Origin of the sequence: Variovorax sp. CCNWLW186 (assembly GCF_037203865.1) — a bacterium.
Classification (GTDB): domain Bacteria; phylum Pseudomonadota; class Gammaproteobacteria; order Burkholderiales; family Burkholderiaceae_C; genus Variovorax.
Window position 1 is genome coordinate 1 of sequence record NZ_JBBCBO010000036.1, and the last position, 18,236, is coordinate 18,236.

An 18,236-nucleotide genomic window follows, 5' to 3' on the forward strand; every position below is an offset into this window, starting at 1 on the left:
GCCGTGGTCAACGTGACCGATCGTGCCCACGTTCACGTGCGGCTTGGTGCGGGTGAATTTACCTTTTGCCATTTTTCAATCCTTGAAAGAGCATTCCCGTGCATTGGTTTTATGTCTGCACCCGATTGCTGGTTCGCCTCGCACGGGAACGCGGCGGCACCGGATCGCAGACAACGAGAGCCGCGCACTGCGCAACCCCACATTCTTTTAATCAGTTGGGGACAGAGCAAATTTGCTGTGCAAATCCTGGCCTGTCCCGCAAAGACATTACTTGGCGCGAGCAGCCACGATGGCTTCGGCAACGTTGCGCGGAGCTTCAGCGTAGTGCTTGAACTCCATCGTGTACGTGGCGCGGCCTTGCGACATCGAGCGCAGCGTGGTCGAGTAGCCGAACATTTCCGACAGCGGCACTTCGGCCTTGATGGCCTTGCCGCCACCAACCATGTCGTCCATGCCCTGCACCATGCCGCGGCGTGAGGACAGGTCGCCCATCACGTTGCCGGCGTAGTCTTCAGGCGTTTCGACTTCCACGGCCATCATCGGCTCGAGGATGACCGGGTTGGCCTTGCGGGCGCCTTCCTTGAAACCGAAGATCGCGGCCATCTTGAACGCCATTTCGTTCGAGTCCACGTCGTGGTACGAACCGAAGTGCAGCGTGACCTTGACGTCCACGACGGGGTAGCCCGCCAGCACGCCTTGCGTCAGCGCTTCCACAACGCCCTTTTCCACCGCGGGAATGTATTCGCGAGGAACCACACCGCCCTTGATGGCGTCGACGAATTCGAAGCCCTTGCCGGCTTCCTGCGGCTCGAGCTTGAGCACGACGTGGCCGTACTGGCCCTTGCCGCCCGACTGGCGAACGAACTTGCCTTCGGCTTCTTCGACGGTCTTGCGGATGGTTTCGCGGTAGGCCACTTGCGGCTTGCCCACGTTGGCTTCCACGCCGAACTCGCGCTTCATGCGGTCCACGATGATTTCGAGGTGGAGCTCGCCCATGCCGGCAATGATGGTCTGGCCCGACTCTTCGTCGGTCTTGACGCGGAACGACGGGTCTTCCTGAGCGAGACGCTGCAGGGCGATGCCCATCTTTTCCTGGTCGGCCTTGGTCTTGGGCTCGACGGCCTGCGAGATCACCGACTCAGGGAACACCATTCGCTCGAGCGTCACGATGGCTGCCGGGTCGCACAGGGTTTCGCCCGTGGTGACTTCCTTCAGGCCCACGCACGCGGCGATGTCGCCGGCGCGGATTTCGTTGACTTCTTCGCGGTTGTTCGCGTGCATCTGCACGATACGGCCAATACGCTCTTTCTTGCCGCGCACCGGGTTGTAGACGCTGTCGCCCTTGGTCAGCACGCCCGAATAGACGCGCACGAAGGTCAACTGGCCCACGAACGGGTCGGTCATCAGCTTGAATGCGAGCGCCGAGAACTTCTCGTTGTCGTCAGCCTTGCGGGTCACGGGCGCTTCGTCTTCGTCCAGGCCTGCAACCGGGGGGATGTCCAGCGGCGACGGCATGTATTCGACGACGGCGTCGAGCATGGCCTGCACGCCCTTGTTCTTGAAGGCAGAGCCGCACAGCATCGGCTGGATTTCGCCGGCGATGGTGCGCTGGCGCAGGGCCTTCTTGATTTCTTCCTCGGTCAGCTCGTTGCCTTCGAGGTACTTGTTCATCAGCTCTTCGCTGGCTTCAGCAGCGGCTTCGACGAGCTTTTCGCGGTATTCGTTGCAGACGTCGGTCAGGTTCGCGGGGATTTCACCGTAGGTGAAGGTCACGCCCTTGTCTTCGTCCCAGATGATGGCCTTCATCTTCACGAGGTCGACGATGCCCTGGAAGTGCTCTTCGGCACCGATCGGGATCTGGATCACGACGGGGTTGGCCTTCAGGCGGTCGACCATCATCTGGCGCACGCGCAGGAAGTCGGCACCGGTGCGGTCCATCTTGTTGACGAACGCGAGGCGCGGAACCTTGTACTTGTTGGCCTGGCGCCAGACGGTTTCCGACTGGGGCTGCACGCCGCCGACGGCGTCATACACCATCACGGCACCGTCCAGCACGCGCATCGAGCGCTCGACTTCAATGGTGAAGTCCACGTGGCCGGGGGTATCGATGATGTTGATGCGGTGTTCGTCGAACTTGCCGGCCATGCCCTTCCAGAAGCAGGTGGTGGCAGCCGAGGTGATCGTGATGCCACGCTCTTGCTCTTGCTCCATCCAGTCCATCGTGGCGGCGCCATCGTGCACTTCACCGATCTTGTGGTTCACACCGGTGTAGAACAGGATGCGCTCGGTCGTCGTGGTCTTGCCGGCGTCGATGTGCGCGGAGATGCCGATGTTGCGGTAGCGCTCGATGGGGGTCTTGCGGGACATGATTTACTTTCGGGTTAAATGCGTTGAGCGCTGGGCCTTGAGCACGGGCGACATCGCCCGACACTCAATACCCAACGCCCAAGCGAAGTTTGATTTTTAGAAGCGGAAGTGGCTGAAAGCGCGGTTGGCTTCTGCCATGCGGTGCACTTCGTCGCGCTTCTTCATGGCGCCGCCACGGCCTTCCGTGGCTTCCATCAGTTCGTTGGCCAAACGCAGGGCCATCGACTTTTCGCCGCGCTTGCGAGCAGCTTCCTTGATCCAGCGCATCGAGAGCGCCAGACGGCGCACCGGACGCACTTCGACCGGCACCTGGTAGTTGGCACCGCCCACGCGGCGCGACTTGACTTCGACCATCGGCTTCACGTTGTTGATGGCAACGGTGAAAGCTTCGAGCGGGTCCTTGTCGGGGTTCTTCTTTTCGATGAAGTCGAGCGCGCCATAAATGATGCGCTCGGCGATCGCCTTCTTGCCGCCTTCCATGATCACGTTCATGAATTTCGACAGCTCGACATTGCCGTACTTGGGATCCGGCAGGATTTCACGTTTGGGGACTTCGCGACGACGTGGCATGTTACTAACCTCTTTGCTTCAGTTGGCACCGTTTCCGGCACCGCGAGAGCCATTCCGGACTCTCACTTACTCGACCCGACAGTGGGTCACTTCGTTCGATGTGCCCGCCAAGGCAACCGAACACCGTTTGTTTGTTTCTTACGACAGGAAGGCTTAAGCCTTCTTGGGACGCTTCGCGCCGTACTTGGAGCGCGACTGCTTGCGGTCTTTCACGCCTTGCAAGTCGAGCGAACCGCGCACGATGTGGTAGCGAACACCGGGCAAGTCCTTGACACGACCGCCGCGAACCAGCACGACGCTGTGTTCCTGCAGGTTGTGGCCTTCGCCGCCGATGTAGGAAATGACTTCGAAGCCATTGGTCAGACGGACCTTGGCAACTTTACGAAGCGCCGAGTTGGGCTTCTTTGGCGTCGTGGTGTAGACGCGGGTGCAGACACCGCGGCGTTGCGGCGAGTTCTGCATGGCAGGGCTCTTCGAATTGATCTTTTCGACCGTTCGACCCTGACGCACCAGTTGATTGATGGTTGGCATGAATGAATTAGTCCCAAAACAACCCGGCTTTTGGCTATGAACCGCCCTTGTCCTTGACGTGACGCAAGGCAAGGAAGCCGGGAATAACGAAAACGTGAAACCCTTCGGAAAATTCCGAAAAGCCCACGAGTATAGCAGTCGCCTCCGCTAGCGGCAAATGAAGAGCGCGGAGACGCGCAAAATCACTTGATCCAGAGCCGCACGGCGTCCCAGGCGCGGCCGAAGACGCCCGCCTGCTCGACGCCTTCCAGCGCCACCAGCGGAACGTCGGCCAGGGGCTGGTCGTCCAGGGTCACCTTAAGCGACCCCACGGGCTGGAACTTGGTGAACGGCGCCACCAGCGGTTCGGGGCGCGCCACCTGGGTCTTGATCTTGCTGGCGGTACCGGCCGGTACCGCAACCACGATGGCTTCGGGGCGGCCAAGCTTGAGGGTGTTGGCCTTGCCCTTCCAGACCGCCGGCGTGGCGGCCGGCTGGCCGGCGTCGAACAGGCGAACGGCGTCGTACGCCGTGTAGCCCCAGTTCAGCAGCTTTTGGGACTCGTTGGCGCGCACGGTCTCGCCCGAGGTGCCCAGCACGATCGACAGCAGGCGGCGGCCGCCGGTCAGGTTGGGGAAATCGCGCTTGGCGGTGGCAATCATGCAGTAGCCGGCTGCGTCGGTATGGCCGGTCTTGAGGCCGTCCACCGTCGGGTCGCGAAACAGCAACAGGTTGCGGTTGGTGTCGTTGGTGGAGGGCGTGCCCGGATAGCGGTACTTCTTGATGGCGTAGTACTTGGCTTCTTCAGGGAAGTCGCGCACCAGGCGGGTCGCGAGGATGCTCAGGTCGCGGGCCGTGGTGGTGTGGCCGGGCGCGGTCAGGCCTTCGGGGTTCTTGTAGGTGGTGTTCTTCATGCCCAGCGCCTTGGCCTGGGCGTTCATGAGCTCGACGAAGTGCTCGACGGTGCCGCCCACGCCTTCGGCCAGCGCCACGGTGGCATCGTTGCCCGACTGCACGATCAACCCCTTGATCAGGTCTTCGACCGGCACCTGCATCTTGGGATCGATGAACATGCGCGAGCCGGGCATCTTCCAGGCACGCTGGCTGACCGGAAAAGTCTGGTTCAGCGTGATCTTCTTGGCGCGCAGCGCGTCGAACACGATGTACGCCGACATCAGCTTGGTGAGCGAGGCGGGCTCGACGGGGCTGTCGATGTCTTTCTGCGCCAGGATCTGGTTGGCTGTGACGTCGAGCAGCAGGTAGCTGCGCGCGGCAATTTCGGGCGGCGCCGGCACTTGGGCGGCGGCAATCGTGCAAACCGATGCGGCGGCGGCGAGCACCAGCGCGCGAAATGCGTCAAGAAAACGATTCATGGGAAAAATTGGAGAAAACGAAAACAAGCCCGCAGGGCTTTCATGCGGCGCCCGCGCGCAGATGGCGGACGACCAAGCTTTTGAGCAGCGGCAATTGTCCGTGAAAGAAATGGCCGCCCCCGGGGACAACCGTGACAGGAAGTGACTGCGGCCGTGCCCAGTCCATGACAGCCGCGAGCGGCACCGTGTCATCGGCCTCGCCGTGAACCACCAATGTGCGCTCGTGCGCCTCGGCCGGCAGCGTGGCCACCGAGAACCGGGAAGCTGCCGTTCCCACCAAAACGAGTTGCCGCACGTCGCGCGAAGCCCAGAGCTTTTCGGCCGCGCAGCTTGCAACGAAAGCGCCGAACGAAAACCCGGCAATCGCCAACGGCCCCTCGGCGGCCAACTGGCTCACCACATCCAGCATGTCCTCGCACTCGCCGCGCCCCTCGTCGTGTGCGCCTTCGCTCGCGCCCACGCCTCGGAAGTTGAAGCGCACCGCCGTCCAGCCGCAGGCGACGAAAGCACGCGCCAGCGTCTGCACCACCTTGTTGTCCATGGTGCCGCCGAACAGCGGATGGGGATGAGCGATGACCGCAATGCCGCGCGGAGCGTCGGCCGGCAGATCGCGCTGGACCTCGATGACGCCGGCGGCGCCTTGGAGACGGATCTTTTCGGTCTGGGAGTTCATGGTGCAAGGTTCAGGACTGCGCGGCTGCGGCGCGCTTGGCGCACGGTAGAGCGCGGAATTTCCGAAAAAGTTCAGCGACCCACATCGGGAGGCAGCAAGAGCCGCTCGACGACTTCGCCATTCTTCAGATGCGATTCGACGATTTCGTCGATGTCATCGGTATCGACAAAGGTGTACCAGACCGCTTCCGGGTACACCACCGCCACCGGCCCGCCGGCGCAACGGTCAAGGCAACCCGCCTTGTTGACCCGCACCTTGCCCGGCCCGGCCAGCCCCGCTTCCTTGACCTTGGCCTTGCAGCGGTCGAAGCCCTGCTGGGCGTTGTGCAGGGCGCAGCTGTCTTCCCCGTTCTTGCGCTCGTTCAGGCAAAAGAAGATGTGGCGGCCGTAGTAGCCGCGCGGCGCGGCGGATGTGGGACTGGGCATCGGTAGATTTTAGTGACGCCCGCCGGCGGCTTCAGGTTGCCGCCTTGCTTCGCCGCGACAGCGCGGCCACCACATAGGCAAGCACCGCAAAAGGCCAGAGCCAACCCAGCCACTGCGCCAGGCCGTGAAAGCGGATGAAGCGCCCCTGCTCCCAGGTGGCCAGCGTCTGCGCGAAATACGCGCTCTCAGGCGCCTGGTTCAGCAAGCTCAACTGAATGACGAGCCCCACCAGCAGCAAGGCCGCGCACAGCCGGCGCGGCGCGCCCAGCAACAGCACGCCTGCGACAAGAGCCGTTGCGATGCCCACCTGCACTGGCAGGCCCAGCCAGGCCCAGGCGTGCTCGGGCCCATAGCTCAGCGCCGCCGAAAGCGCCGAAGCGCCAATGCCCGCCAGCAGCGTGAGCGGCAGCAGCACGGCGCGCCGTGCGACGGTACGCGTTACCAGGAAAGCCAGCAGGCATGGCACCAGTGCGCCGAGCATCACGCACAGCAGTTCGGCCGCTGGCACCAGCGGCTCGAGTTCGAATTGGCGCAGCGGCATCCAGTCGATGAAAGGCGTGTCGAGCAGCCACTCGGAGATTGCGACCTCCAGCCGCTCGAACACCTGACCCAATCCGAAGGTCACCGCCGCCGGAAACAGCAGCGCAAACGGCCACAGCGCCAGCAGTACCAGTGCGCCGCGCGCATCGTCGACGAACCACTGCGAGCGCGTACGGCTCCAGTGCGCCACAGCACCCAGGCGCTCGAGCCCCGCGGCCAGCATAGCGCCCAGAAGAGCGCCGGAGGTGTTCAGGCCCAGATCCACATTGGAAGGAATCCGCGCCGGGAGATAGCTTTGCAGCGTCTCCATGGCAAAGGCCAGCGCCGCGCCGGCCGCGGTGGCGCGCAGCATGGCGCGCCAGCCGCTGGCGTCCTGCCGCGTACGCAGCACGGCCAGCGCACACAGGAAGCCGAACGGGACGTAGCCGGCGACATTGACCGCGAAATCGAACCCCGTCCAGTACTTGGGCCACGACGCCGAAAGGTACGCCCAGGGCGCGATGCCCTGGTCGCGCCAGTCGGCAAACGGATACAGGCTGGCATAGACGATCAGCGCCGCATAGGCGAGCGCTAGAGGCAGCGCGGCGGACTTGTGCTGCTTCTCCACCGTGGACACCGGGCTCAGAACGGCTTGACGACCACCAGCACCACGATGCCGAGCAGCAGCAGGACGGGCAGTTCATTGAACCAGCGATACCAGCGGTCATTGCGCCGGTTGCCGCCCGCGATGAAACGCCGCAGCAGCACCGCGCAGCCATGGTGATAGCCGATGGCTACCAGCACCAGCGCCAGCTTGGCATGCATCCAGCCATTGCCGGGGCCTCGCCCGATGCCATAGCCCAGCCAAAGCCACAAGCCGAAGCCCAGCGCCGGCACGGCCAGGAAAGTGGTGAAGCGCAACAGCTTGCGCGCCATCAGCAGCAGGCGCTCACGCTCTGCAACGGACTCTGGCGGCACCATCGCCAGGTTGACGAAGATCCGCGGGAGGTAGAACAGCCCCGCGAACCAGCTGGCAATAAAGACGATGTGAAGAGATTTGACCCAGAGCATGGAGGCAGTTTAGTGGCCGACCGCGCCATGCACCGCCCTTTGCCTGCCGAGCCGATGCCAACGACAGGCAAAAAAAAGCCCGACGTCTTCACGCCGGGCTGGGAAGCCCTTTTGCTGTCACACATCAAGGCACCCGCTCAGGGAGGAAAAGCGGGGAGCGGCAAGCCGCCCGCTTCAGAATTTAACAAAGACGAAACAAGGTTTCAAGCGACTCAGCCACTTTCTTTGACATTTTTATAGAAAAAAAGAGAACCTTTGAGTTACCAATTTGTCGTGTTATCGGACAACTGCCAACGCCGCCCCCTGCCGCCGTTTGACGGTTCAGGCACAATTTTCGGCTTATGACGCGCCCCTCCCCCTCCTTTGCCATGTACCCGGCCGGCCGGCCCCGCCGCTTGCGCCGCGATACTTTCACCCGCAACCTGGTCAGGGAGCACGCGCTGACGGCGCACGACCTCATCTACCCGGTGTTCGTGCAGGAAGGTGAAAAAAAGCGCGACGCCGTGTCTTCGATGCCGGGCGTGGAGCGCCTGAGCCTTGATCTGCTGTTGCCCGTGGCGGAGCAGTGCGTGGCAGCCGGCATTCCGGTGATGGCGCTTTTTCCGGTGATCGATGCGGGCCTCAAGACGCCCGGCGGCGACGAGGCGTTCAACCCCGACGGGCTCATTCCGCGCGTGGTCGCCGCGCTCAAGGCGCGCTTTCCGGAGCTTGGCGTGATGACCGACGTGGCGCTAGACCCCTACACCAGCCACGGGCAGGACGGCCTGCTCGACGACACCGGCTACATCATCAATGACGCCACTGTTGAAGTTTTGACGAAGCAGGCGCTCACACAGTCACAGGCGGGCGTCGACATCGTGGCGCCCAGCGACATGATGGACGGGCGCATCGGCGCCATCCGTACCGCCCTGGAGGCCCGCGGCGACGTTCACACCCGCATCATGGCCTACAGCGCCAAGTACGCCAGCGCCTTCTACGGCCCGTTTCGCGATGCCGTGGGCTCGGCCGCCACGCTCGGCAAGAGCAACAAGAAGGTCTACCAGATGGACCCGGGCAACAGCGACGAGGCGCTGCGCGAAGTGGCGCTCGACATTGCCGAAGGCGCCGACATGGTGATGGTCAAACCCGGCATGCCGTACCTGGACATCGTGCGCCGCGTGAAAGACGAGTTTCATGTGCCCACCTTCGCCTACCAGGTGAGCGGCGAATACGCGATGCTCAAGGCCGCCGCACAGAACGGCTGGCTCGACCACGACGCGGTCGTGCTCGAAAGCCTGCTCGCCTTCAAGCGCGCGGGCGCCGATGGCGTGCTCACCTACTTTGCACTTGACGCCGCGCGCTTGCTACAAAAACAATAGCTCGCACCCTTGCGCCCGCAGCGCGGGCCGATCGGTATTCCCAAAAGAGAGCAATAGGGCGGGCCCATGCGCATCTTCGAAATCAACCGCTCCCAAGTGAGCGAGCATCCGGCGCTGGCACCGCTCACGGTGCCGGGCGCCTGCGCTGCACAGGGCTATCTCTGGATTTCTCTCACGCGGGACGAGTTTCGCGCGTCGCTGGCGGAAGTCCAGCAGATCCTGCAGTCGCTCTGCCTCACCCAACTGGTCGACCTGCACGTGGCCGACTTGCTCAACGACCAGTTGCCTTCGCATTACGACTACACCTCGAAGTACGACGTGCTGGTGTTTCGGCGCCTTTCGGCCGGCCCGGGCCAGGCGGCGCTGGGCAACGGCAAGGGCACCTCGGGCGGCGAGCCGCCCCTTCCCACGCCGTCGCGCCGCGGCCCGCCGGTGCTGCGCCGGGTCGACACCCGGCCGGTGGGGTTTGCGCTCTTCGACCGCGTGCTGCTGTCGGTGCACCCGGAGGACGGCGCGGTGCGCGACGCTTTTGCCGCCCGCCTGCTGGCCGCGGGGTCGCCGGACGACAAAGGCGCCCCGGCGCTCGACGTGCGCGCCACTTCGGCCCGCGTACCCACCGGCACCGCCGACCTGATGCTGCGCGTCATCAACCAGATCGTCGACGGCTACCTGGACATGCGCCGCGAGCTCACGCGCCAGCTCGACCATTGGCAAACCGAGCTGATCGATCCGCGCAGCCGCTTCACCAACTGGGGCGCGCTGATGGAAGCTCGGCAGTCGCTGCACCACCTGGACGAAATCTGCGAGGACCAGCGCGCCGCCATACAGGACTGGATCGATTCGCTGGAGACGCTGCCGTCGCCGAAGAACGAGGCGGAGCAGCGCGAGCGGGAACTGATCATGGTGCGCAGCCGCGACGTGCTCGAGCACATCGAACGCGTGGTGCACCACGTCCACCGCCTGGAGCAGAACGCCGAAACCGCGGTGCAGATGCATTTCAGCGTTCAGGGGCACCGCGCCAACGACATCATGCGGGTGCTCACCGCGCTGACCGCCATTTTCCTGCCACTCAATCTCATCGCCGGCATCTTCGGCATGAACTTCGAATTCATTCCGCTGGTGCACAAGGCGGACGGGTTCTGGATTGCGATGGGCGCGATGCTGGTCATCGCGCTGGTGCTGGTCGTGGTGTTCTGGCGCAAGCGCTACCTTGCGCGCACGCGTTGAGCGCCGCGCGCGATACCCGTTCTCCAAAGCAAAAAGGCCACGCAGTTGCGTGGCCTTTTCAATTGCTGGCCGCAAGGGCCGCAAATTCGCCTGGCTTACTTGGCGACGGCGCCCGAGCCTTGCTGGGCTTGAACGCGTGCGTCCATGGGGTGGGGCATCGTCGAGATGACCTTGCTGTTGACGCGCGAGCCGCCGGTCACGTTCTGGTCGGGAGCGTAGGCGGTGCGAATCGCTTCGGCTTCGACGAGTGCGCGGTCCTTCGACACGGCAACGGTTTCCGGGCCGCGCGAGCCGCGGGTCACGTTCTGGTTCGGAGCCGATGCGGTGCGCACGGCTTCGGCGTTCACTTCGTCACGGCTCTTGGTCGAGACGGCGGTGTTCACGCCTTCGTACGATTCGGCTTGGGCGCCAGTGGCGGCCAGCACGGCGATGGCTGCTGCGGCGAGGATGTGCGAGGTCTTCATTTTCAGTTCCTTGTGTTCGTTGGATGGTTCGTCCACCAGGCTCGCTGGTTGCTCACCTGTGCGGCGAGTTTCCAACTGAATTGCTGCTGCAAAACACGTGGAACAGAGACACCGTGTTTCCTCTATTGAAACAATGACAACCGGAAGGCATGCACTCGATTCAGCAGGTTCGCTGGAAAATCAACGTATGCCGTTCCCGGAACGGAAACAATAGGCGCTTTGACATGGACAGTCTCGATCTGATCAGAACCTTCCGGGAGGTTGCTTCGCACGGCAGCTTTTCGCATGCGGCCAAGAAGCTCGACATGTCGAAAGCCACCGTCAGCAAGTATGTGGCCGAACTCGAAACACGTTTCGGCGTGCGTCTTCTCAACCGGTCCACGCGTTCCGTAAGCCTCACCGATGCCGGGCAACTGCTGCTGGAGCGCAGCACCCCGGTGCTCGAAATGGTGGAGCTCACGCAGGCCGAACTGCAGGAGCGCGCCACGCAGCCCAGCGGCCGGCTGCGCATTTCGGCGCCGCACGGCATGGGCAACGGTGAATTTCCGGGCCTCCTGGCCGACTTCATGCGCTACTACCCGGATGTGAGCATCAGCCTGCAGCTGACCAACCGCGCAGTCGATCTCGCCGAGGAAGGCATCGACGTCGACATTCGCAGCGGCCCCGTCACCGACGACAACCTGATCGTGCGCAAGCTGATGCTCATGGAAATGGTCGTCTGCGCCTCGCCCGTGTACTGGAAGAAGCACGGCAAGCCCGAACACCCGAGCGAGTTGGCCGGGCACGACGCGCTCACGCACTCACGGCTGGGCACCCAGCCGGTCTGGCGCTTCGAGGACGGCGGCCAGCCGCTCGACGTGCCGGTGAAAAGCCGCATGGACTGCACCGAGGGCGCGCCGCTGATCCGGGTTGCGATGCGCGGCTTCGGTGTGATCTACCTGCCGTCGATCCTCGTGCAGTCGCACATCGACGAAGGCGAACTGGTGCCCGTGCTGCAGGGCTATGCGCGGCAGGACATGTGGCTCTCGGCCGCTTACTTGCAGCGGCGCCACAACAGCGCGGCCTTGCGCGCCCTGCTCGACTTTCTCCAGACCCGCGTCGGCAAGGGGCCCGGCTCGCAAAAGAAAAAATAAGAAAGCCCGGCATGGGCCGGGCTTCGCTTGGGCCCCGGAGCGGGCTCGGGCTCGCTCAGCCGACGTGCTTGGCAAAGAACTCCAGCGTGCGCGCACGCGCCAGCTTGGCGGCCTCGGCGTTGTACGAGCCGCGCTGGTCGCAGTTGAACCCGTGGCCCGACTCATACACATGCACTTCCACCTCGGGGTGCGCCTTCTTGAACGCCTCGATGGTGTCCAGCGGAATCCAGTGGTCCTGGTTGCCGAAATGCGCCAGCACCGGCACCTTGGGCTGGCGCGCGGTTTCTTCCGGCGTGGTCATGCCGCCGCCGTAGTAGGGCGCCGCGGCAGCAATGCCGGGAACCAGGCTGGCGGCGCGCCAGACCAGGAGACCACCCCAGCAATAGCCCACGATACCGACATTGCCGGCCTTCGCGGCGTAGGCCACCGCGGCCTCGACGTCCTGCAGCACGCCCGGCGCGGGCAGCGCCTCGACCGCGGTCTTCAGTTCGAAGCCGGCCTTCATGTCCTCGTCGCTGTAGCCGAGCTCCACACCGGGCTTCACACGATGGAAGGTCGAGGGCGACACCGCCAGGTAGCCGTCCGCCGCATAACCGTCGGCCACCGAGCGGATGTGCGAGTTGACGCCGAAGATCTCCGGCACCACCACCACTGCGCCGCGCGGCTTGCCGGCGGGTTCGGCCACGTAGGCGGGGAAGGTGAAGCCGTCCTTGGCTTTCAGATCGATGAATTGACCCATGATGTCTTGCTCCTTGATGGCAACTGAAAAAAGAAGGCCAGGTTACGCGCGCAGCGCCCGCTCGACGAAGTCGAGGCGGTCCTGCCCCCAGAAGATTTCACCGTCGATCACGTAGCTTGGCGCCCCGAACACCTGGATGTCGATGGCCTCCTGCGTATAGGCTTCGTAGCGCTCCTGCACCGCCTGGCTCTGCGACTGCTCCGCGCGCTTGGGCGACAGCCCGCATTCGACGACCAGCGAATCGAGCACCTTCGGGTCGCCGATGTTGCGCTCCTGCACCCACACGGCCGCGAACACCGCGGCACACATGCGCATGGCGGCCTCGGTGCCGTCGTGCATGTCGACGGCGATGATGACCCGGGCCGCGTCGTCGCTGGCCACCGGAAAGAACTTCGGCTTGGTGTTCAGCGGCAGGCCGAGGTGGCGCGAACAGCGTGCGAGGTCGACCAGCCGGTACGCCTGGCGCTGCGGCGCGCGCTTGCCCAGCGGCAGCCCGCCCGACACCGGGAACACGCTGCCCAGGTCGATCGGCCGCACGCGCACCGTGGCGCCCGCGGCCGCGGCGATCGCGGCAAACCGGGAATGCCCCAGATAGGTCCACGGGCTCTGTGGCGCAAAGTAGTAGTCGATCGTCTTGTGCATTCAATAACCTCCGTGCTTCGCACTGAGGTGCGAGCTTGCTTGGGGCGGCGCGGCGCTCACGCTCATGCGCTGAGCCTCGATGATGTAATCCAGGCCAACGGTTTTAACTGACACGCAGTTTCTCTGCAGGAGGTGGGTTTTGGACCAGGTGCTCTTGATCACGGGCGGCAGCCGCGGCATCGGCGCCGCGACGGCCCTGCTGGCGGCGCAGCGCGGCTACGCGGTGGCCGTCAACTACGCCAGCAACTCGCTCGCCGCCGACGAGGTGGTGCGCACCATTCGTGCGGGCGGCGGCACCGCAATCGCCGTGCAGGCCGACGTGGGCGACGAAGCCCAGGTGCTGGCCATGTTCGAAAAGGTCGATGCCAAGCTCGGCCGCCTCGCGGCACTGGTCAACAACGCCGGCGTGGTCGACGCGCAGGCGCGCGTCGAGCAAATGAGCGTGGCGCGCCTGGAGCGCATGTTCCGCATCAACGTGATCGGCAGCTTCATCTGCGCGCGCGAAGCAGTCAGGCGCATGAGCACCCGGCACGGCGGTTCGGGGGGCGCCATCGTCAACATCTCCAGCGGCGCCGCGCGGCTGGGTTCGCCCGACCAGTACGTCGACTACGCGGCCAGCAAGGGCGCCATCGACACCTTCACTATCGGCCTGGCCAAGGAGGTCGCCGCCGAGGGCATTCGCGTGAACGCGGTGCGCCCGGGCCTGATCGATACCGAAATCCACGCCTCGGGCGGCATGCCCGACCGCGCCTTCGACCTGGCACCCACCGTGCCGATGCAGCGCACCGGCAGCGCCGAAGAAATTGCCGGCGCCATCCTGTGGCTGCTGTCCGCCGAGGCCAGCTACACCACCATGGCCCTGCTCGACGTGACGGGAGGAAGGTAGGCATGAGCACCTCGATGGACTTGATCAAGCCGCTGGTTACGCTGGTGGCCATCGTCAACCCGCTGGCTATCGTGCCCTTCTTCATCCACTACACGCAGGGGTATTCGGATGCGCAGCGGCGGCACACGGTGCGCATGTCGGCCTTCAGCGCCTTCGTGGTCATTGCGGTCAGCGCGCTGATCGGGCTGCAGCTGCTGGCGTTCTTCGGCATTTCGATTGCCAGCTTCCAGGTGGGCGGCGGCCTGCTGCTGCTCATGAGCTCGCTGTCGATGCTCAATGCCAAGCCGGCGGAGAGCAAGACCAACGTCGAAGAGCTGCGCGCCACCGAGGTAAAGGCCTCCATGGGCGCGTCCATCGCGGTGGTGCCGCTCACCATTCCGCTGCTCACCGGGCCGGCCACCATATCCACGGTGGTGATCTACGCCGACAAGACGCAGCACCTGTGGGAGCTCGGCTTGCTGGTCGGCTACGGTGTGGTGGTGGCACTGGCCACTGCGCTGGCGTTCTCGCTTGCACAGCCGATTGCCCGTGTGCTGGGCAAGACCGGCATCAACATCATGACGCGGCTCATGGGCCTGATCCTCGCCGCGCTCGCGGTGGAGGTGATGGCCGACGGCCTCGGCAAGCTGTTTCCCATTCTTCAGCGCGTGGGCTGACCGGTTCAGCCCAGCATCTTCTCGATGACCCGCCAATGCGCGGGATCGACCGGCGTGATCGACAGCCGGTTGCCCTTGCGCAGCACGACCAGTTCGGCCAGCTCGGGCTTGGCGCGCAACTCGGGCAGTGCCAACAGTCGCGTCTTGCGCACCGCCTGCACGTCGACCAGCAGCCAGCGCGGGTCTTCCTTCTTCGAGGCCGCGTCGTAGTACGGAGACTTCGGGTCGAACTGTGTCGGGTCGGGCTTGATGCCCGAGGCCACGCGCGCAATGCCCGCGATGCCGGGCTCCGGGCAGCTCGAGTGATAGAACAGCACGCCGTCGCCGACCTTCATACCGTCGCGCATGAAGTTGCGTGCCTGATAGTTGCGCACGCCGGTCCACGCCACCGTGGCGTTGGGCGCGGCGAGCGCGTCGTCGATCGAGACCTCGTCGGGCTCGGATTTCATCAACCAGTACTGGGGCATGGCAATCTCGCGAGGGAGTTTCGCGAGCGAATATAGCCGCCCTCCCCGGTACTGGCGAGCGCTGCTTACGGCGTCACGTAATCAGAAACCACCACCCACTTGCCGTCCTTGATCTGCGACAGGCGCGATTGGTCGTTGCCCAGACGCTTGGTGGCGGTGTAGGTGCTCTTCGCGCTGCCGAACATGTCGGGCTCGAAGGTCATGCTGTCCATGGCCTTGATGAAGCTGTCGGTCGAAAGGCCGGGGCCGGCCTTTTGCGCCGCCTTGATGAACGAATCGATGATCACGTAGCCATACACCGAGAACACCGTCGGGTCTTCGTTGAACTTGGTCTTGTACTTGTTGGCCCAGAAGCGCAGCGGCTGCGACTGCTCGTCGGTGTACGGGTTCTGCACCGTCATGGTGGCGTAGATGCCGTCCATCGCCTTGCCGCCCAGCTTGTGAATCAGGTCGGTATACGCCGCGCTCGAACCCAGGAAGGTCGGGTTGAAGCCGGTCTTGCGCGCCTCGCCCACGGTGCCGATGGTCTCGCGGATGATGGTGCCGAGCACCACCAGGTCGCAGTTGGCAGCCTTCATTTTTGCGACCTGCGAACTGAAGTCGGTGGCGCCGCGCTTGAACGAGGTTTTCTCGGCCAGTTCCATACCCGCCGTTTTCAGGCCCGCCTCCGCACCGCGCTGCACTTCGAGCCCGAACTCGTCGTCCTGGTAGATGGTGCAGACCTTCTTCGCGCCCTTCTCCTTGATCATCTTGGGCAGCGCCAAGCGGATCTGGTCGTAGTAGGTGGCCGCGAACGAATACTTCAGGCGGTGCAGCGGGTCGTACATCTCGCGCGCCGCAGTAATGGGCATGAAGTTGACGACGTTCTTCTCGAACTGCACCGGCATGGCCGCCATGTTCTGCGCCGTGCCGATGTGGCCGGCCATGATGAAGATCTTTTCCTGGTTGACCAGCTTCTGCGCCGCGAGCACGGCCTTCTTCGGGTCGTAGCCCGAGTCCTCGACGAAGAGCTTGAGCTTGCGGCCGTTGATGTTGCCCTGCTCGTTGAGTTCGTCCACGCGCAGCTGCATGCCGTTGCGCGCCTGCTTGCCGAAGCCCGCGAGCGGCCCCGACAAGTCCTGGATCGTGCCGATCCGGATCTCGTCCTTGCTCACGCCCTGTTGCTGCGCGGACGCGAACGTCGCGATCAGGCCCAGCACGGCCAGAGTCGTCACTGTCTTGAGCTTCATGGGGTTGTCTCCTCGGGTTGACAAAAAACGGTTCGGCAATGTCCGTCAGCGATACATCGCCTCGATGCGCTCGGCGTACTTGGCCTGCACCAGTTTCCGCTTGAGCTTCATCGTCGGCGTGAGCTCTTCGTCCTCGGCACTCAACTGCGTTTCGAGCAGGAAGAACTTCTTGATCTGCTCGACCCGCGCAAACTTCGCGTTGACGCGATCGATCTCGCCCTGGATCAGGTCCAGCACCTCTTGCGCACGCGTCAGGCTTTCGTAGTTGCTGAACGGCACATCGTGGTCCTGCGCAAACTTTTCGACGTTCTCCTGGTCGATCATGACGATCACCGTCAGGTAAGGTCTCTTGTCGCCGATCACCACTGCGTCGGTGATGTAGGGGCTGAACTTGAGCTCGTTCTCCAGCTCGCTCGGCGTGATGTTCTTTCCACCTGCCGTGATGATGATGTCCTTCATGCGGTCGGTGATGCGGAAATACCCTCCCGCGTCGACTGTTCCCACGTCGCCGGTGTGCAGCCAGCCGTCGGCGTCGATGGTTTCGGCCGTTTTCTCCGGCAGGTTGAGGTAACCCATGAAGACGTTGGGACCGCGCACCAGGATTTCGCCGGTCTGCGGGTCGAGCCGAACTTCGTTGTAGCTGGTGGCCGGCCCGATCGAGCCCGGCATGATGCGCGACGGCGGCACGCCGGTGGAGGCGCCACAAGACTCCGTCATGCCCCACACCTCCAGCATGGGTACTCCAAGAGCGAGGTACCAGCGCACAAGGTCGGGCGAAATCGGCGCCGCGCCGGTAACCAGAAAACGCGCGCGGTGAATCCCGATGAGCTTGCGCACATTGTTGAGCGCCAGCCAGCGCGCCACGCGGAACTTGAGGCGCAGCCCCGCGCCCACGGGCTGGCCCTGCAGCACGCGCTCGGCAATCTGCCGGCCCACGCCAATGCTCCAGCCGTAGGCGGCCTGCTGCAGCCGGCTCGCCTCCTTCAGCGCGATCATCACGCCCGAATAGAACTTCTCCCACACGCGCGGCACGGCGGTGAACACGGTGGGCGAAATCTCGCGCACGTTCTCGGGCACCGTCTCGGGGTTCTCGACGAAGTTGAGGATCGAGCCGGTGTACATCGCGAAGTATTCGCCGCCCATGCGCTCGGCAATGTGGCACAGCGGCAGGAAGCACATGCGCTCGTCGCCCTCGCCCTGCGCCAGCAGGGAGTTGTAGCCGCGCATGGTGTACACCAGCCCGCGGTGGCTGTGCATGGCGCCCTTGGGCTTGCCGGTGGTGCCCGAGGTATAGACGAGGATGGCCAGGTCTTCGGGACGGCAGGCGGCAATGCGCTGCTCCAGCGCCTGCGGATGGGCCTGCAGGTATTCACGGCCGAGCATGCGCAAAGCGTCGAGGCTGATGACGCCGGGGTCGTCGAGGTCGCGCAGGCCCTCCATGTTGAAAACGACAATCTTGCGCAGCATGGGCAATCGCGCACGCACTTCGAGCGCCTTGTCCAGTTGCTCGTCGTCTTCCACGAAGAGCACCGTGGTGCGGGAGTCTTCGCAAAGATAGTGCACTTGCGAAGCCGCGTCGGTGGGGTAGATGCCGTTCGACACGCCGCCACAGCTGAGCACGGCAATGTCGCACAGCACCCATTCGATGACGGTATTGGCAAGAATCGAGGCGCACTCGCCCTGGCCAAAGCCCAGCGCCAGCAGGCCGCCCGCAATCTCGCGCACGGCCTCGGCGGTTTGCCGCCAGGTCCAGGCGCGCCAGATGCCGAATTCCTTCTGCCGCATCCACACTTTGTCGGCCCGCAATTCCACGGCCTTCCAGAACACGGCGGGAATGGTCTCGCCGGGCACCACGATGCCGGGCTTCGGCTGCAGGTGCGCCAGGTCCCATAGGCCGGCCGGAGCGCGCAAGGCAGTTGTGCTCATG

The 18,236-nt window shown here is 64.2% G+C and carries 20 protein-coding genes and 1 pseudogene; 6 read left to right on the forward strand and 15 right to left on the reverse strand.

The annotated features are described in order from the left end of the window. From V9K97_RS26150 to V9K97_RS26190, 9 genes and pseudogenes are all read right to left on the reverse strand, one after another. Positions 1-72 (reverse strand): annotated as a pseudogene (locus V9K97_RS26150) (GTP-binding protein); the annotation flags it as partial. A gap of 195 nt (positions 73-267) precedes the next feature. Beyond that, on the reverse strand, positions 268-2,367 hold the full coding sequence (gene fusA, locus V9K97_RS26155) for an elongation factor G (RefSeq protein ID WP_281146688.1): 2,100 nt from the start codon (positions 2,365-2,367) through the stop codon (positions 268-270). Between the two features lie 96 nt (positions 2,368-2,463). After that, positions 2,464-2,937, reverse strand: a complete 474-nt coding sequence (rpsG, locus tag V9K97_RS26160; protein ID WP_013543947.1) for a 30S ribosomal protein S7 — start codon at positions 2,935-2,937, stop codon at positions 2,464-2,466. Positions 2,938-3,090: 153 nt separating this feature from the next. After that, positions 3,091-3,468 carry a 30S ribosomal protein S12 gene (rpsL, locus tag V9K97_RS26165; protein WP_013543948.1) on the reverse strand — a complete coding sequence of 126 codons (378 nt, stop codon included), beginning with the start codon at positions 3,466-3,468 and terminating at the stop codon, positions 3,091-3,093. A gap of 182 nt (positions 3,469-3,650) precedes the next feature. After that, on the reverse strand, positions 3,651-4,820 hold the full coding sequence (locus V9K97_RS26170; protein WP_258502714.1) for a D-alanyl-D-alanine carboxypeptidase family protein: 1,170 nt from the start codon (positions 4,818-4,820) through the stop codon (positions 3,651-3,653). A 40-nt stretch (positions 4,821-4,860) separates the two neighbouring features. After that, positions 4,861-5,493, reverse strand: coding sequence for an alpha/beta hydrolase (locus V9K97_RS26175; RefSeq protein WP_258502716.1), 633 nt, complete (start codon positions 5,491-5,493; stop codon positions 4,861-4,863). 71 nt (positions 5,494-5,564) lie between these two features. Continuing rightward, a complete protein-coding gene (locus V9K97_RS26180) occupies positions 5,565-5,918 on the reverse strand; it encodes a (2Fe-2S) ferredoxin domain-containing protein (RefSeq protein WP_337321696.1) in 354 nt (117 codons plus the stop codon). Positions 5,919-5,949: 31 nt separating this feature from the next. Next, a complete protein-coding gene (locus V9K97_RS26185) occupies positions 5,950-7,065 on the reverse strand; it encodes a VanZ family protein (protein WP_258508153.1) in 1,116 nt (371 codons plus the stop codon). Positions 7,066-7,079: 14 nt separating this feature from the next. Beyond that, positions 7,080-7,508, reverse strand: a complete 429-nt coding sequence (locus V9K97_RS26190; RefSeq protein WP_126749857.1) for a CopD family protein — start codon at positions 7,506-7,508, stop codon at positions 7,080-7,082. A 12-nt stretch (positions 7,509-7,520) separates the two neighbouring features. On the opposite strand from V9K97_RS26190, the gene V9K97_RS26195 reads away from it, so the two are divergent. From V9K97_RS26195 to V9K97_RS26205, 3 genes are all read left to right on the forward strand, one after another. Then, positions 7,521-7,748: a hypothetical protein gene (locus V9K97_RS26195; RefSeq protein WP_258502720.1), complete on the forward strand. Its 228-nt coding sequence runs from the start codon at positions 7,521-7,523 to the stop codon at positions 7,746-7,748. A gap of 128 nt (positions 7,749-7,876) precedes the next feature. Beyond that, positions 7,877-8,866 carry a porphobilinogen synthase gene (gene hemB / locus V9K97_RS26200; RefSeq protein ID WP_443304278.1) on the forward strand — a complete coding sequence of 330 codons (990 nt, stop codon included), beginning with the start codon at positions 7,877-7,879 and terminating at the stop codon, positions 8,864-8,866. Positions 8,867-8,932: 66 nt separating this feature from the next. After that, positions 8,933-10,093, forward strand: coding sequence for a magnesium transporter CorA family protein (locus V9K97_RS26205; protein WP_258502722.1), 1,161 nt, complete (start codon positions 8,933-8,935; stop codon positions 10,091-10,093). A gap of 95 nt (positions 10,094-10,188) precedes the next feature. Here V9K97_RS26205 and V9K97_RS26210 read toward each other — a convergent pair whose 3' ends face one another. Continuing rightward, positions 10,189-10,557, reverse strand: coding sequence for a DUF4148 domain-containing protein (locus tag V9K97_RS26210; protein ID WP_126749859.1), 369 nt, complete (start codon positions 10,555-10,557; stop codon positions 10,189-10,191). A 224-nt stretch (positions 10,558-10,781) separates the two neighbouring features. Between V9K97_RS26210 and V9K97_RS26215 the strand changes: the two genes are divergently transcribed. Beyond that, positions 10,782-11,690, forward strand: a complete 909-nt coding sequence (locus V9K97_RS26215; protein ID WP_337298821.1) for a LysR family transcriptional regulator — start codon at positions 10,782-10,784, stop codon at positions 11,688-11,690. Positions 11,691-11,745: 55 nt separating this feature from the next. On the opposite strand, the gene V9K97_RS26220 is transcribed toward V9K97_RS26215, so the two are convergent. Both V9K97_RS26220 and V9K97_RS26225 read right to left on the reverse strand, forming a co-directional pair. Beyond that, a complete protein-coding gene (locus tag V9K97_RS26220; RefSeq protein WP_337321700.1) occupies positions 11,746-12,429 on the reverse strand; it encodes a dienelactone hydrolase family protein in 684 nt (227 codons plus the stop codon). Between the two features lie 42 nt (positions 12,430-12,471). Then, positions 12,472-13,071: a 2-hydroxychromene-2-carboxylate isomerase gene (locus V9K97_RS26225; RefSeq protein WP_126749862.1), complete on the reverse strand. Its 600-nt coding sequence runs from the start codon at positions 13,069-13,071 to the stop codon at positions 12,472-12,474. Positions 13,072-13,210: 139 nt separating this feature from the next. Here V9K97_RS26225 and V9K97_RS26230 point away from each other — a divergent pair, with 139 nt between their 5' ends. Continuing rightward, positions 13,211-13,957, forward strand: a complete 747-nt coding sequence (locus V9K97_RS26230) for an SDR family oxidoreductase (protein ID WP_337321703.1) — start codon at positions 13,211-13,213, stop codon at positions 13,955-13,957. 2 nt (positions 13,958-13,959) lie between these two features. Continuing rightward, positions 13,960-14,613, forward strand: coding sequence for a MarC family protein (locus V9K97_RS26235; protein ID WP_015867683.1), 654 nt, complete (start codon positions 13,960-13,962; stop codon positions 14,611-14,613). Positions 14,614-14,618: 5 nt separating this feature from the next. On the opposite strand, the gene V9K97_RS26240 is transcribed toward V9K97_RS26235, so the two are convergent. The 3 genes from V9K97_RS26240 to V9K97_RS26250 all read right to left on the reverse strand — a co-directional run bounded on the left by V9K97_RS26240 (position 14,619) and on the right by V9K97_RS26250 (position 18,235). Beyond that, a complete protein-coding gene (locus tag V9K97_RS26240) occupies positions 14,619-15,080 on the reverse strand; it encodes an EVE domain-containing protein (protein ID WP_337321704.1) in 462 nt (153 codons plus the stop codon). Between the two features lie 65 nt (positions 15,081-15,145). After that, positions 15,146-16,309 carry an ABC transporter substrate-binding protein gene (locus V9K97_RS26245; RefSeq protein ID WP_337321706.1) on the reverse strand — a complete coding sequence of 388 codons (1,164 nt, stop codon included), beginning with the start codon at positions 16,307-16,309 and terminating at the stop codon, positions 15,146-15,148. A 45-nt stretch (positions 16,310-16,354) separates the two neighbouring features. Further along, positions 16,355-18,235 (reverse strand): AMP-dependent synthetase/ligase, encoded by a 1,881-nt coding sequence (locus V9K97_RS26250; protein ID WP_337321708.1) that lies wholly within the window; start codon positions 18,233-18,235, stop codon positions 16,355-16,357. Position 18,236: the final 1 nt, after the last annotated feature.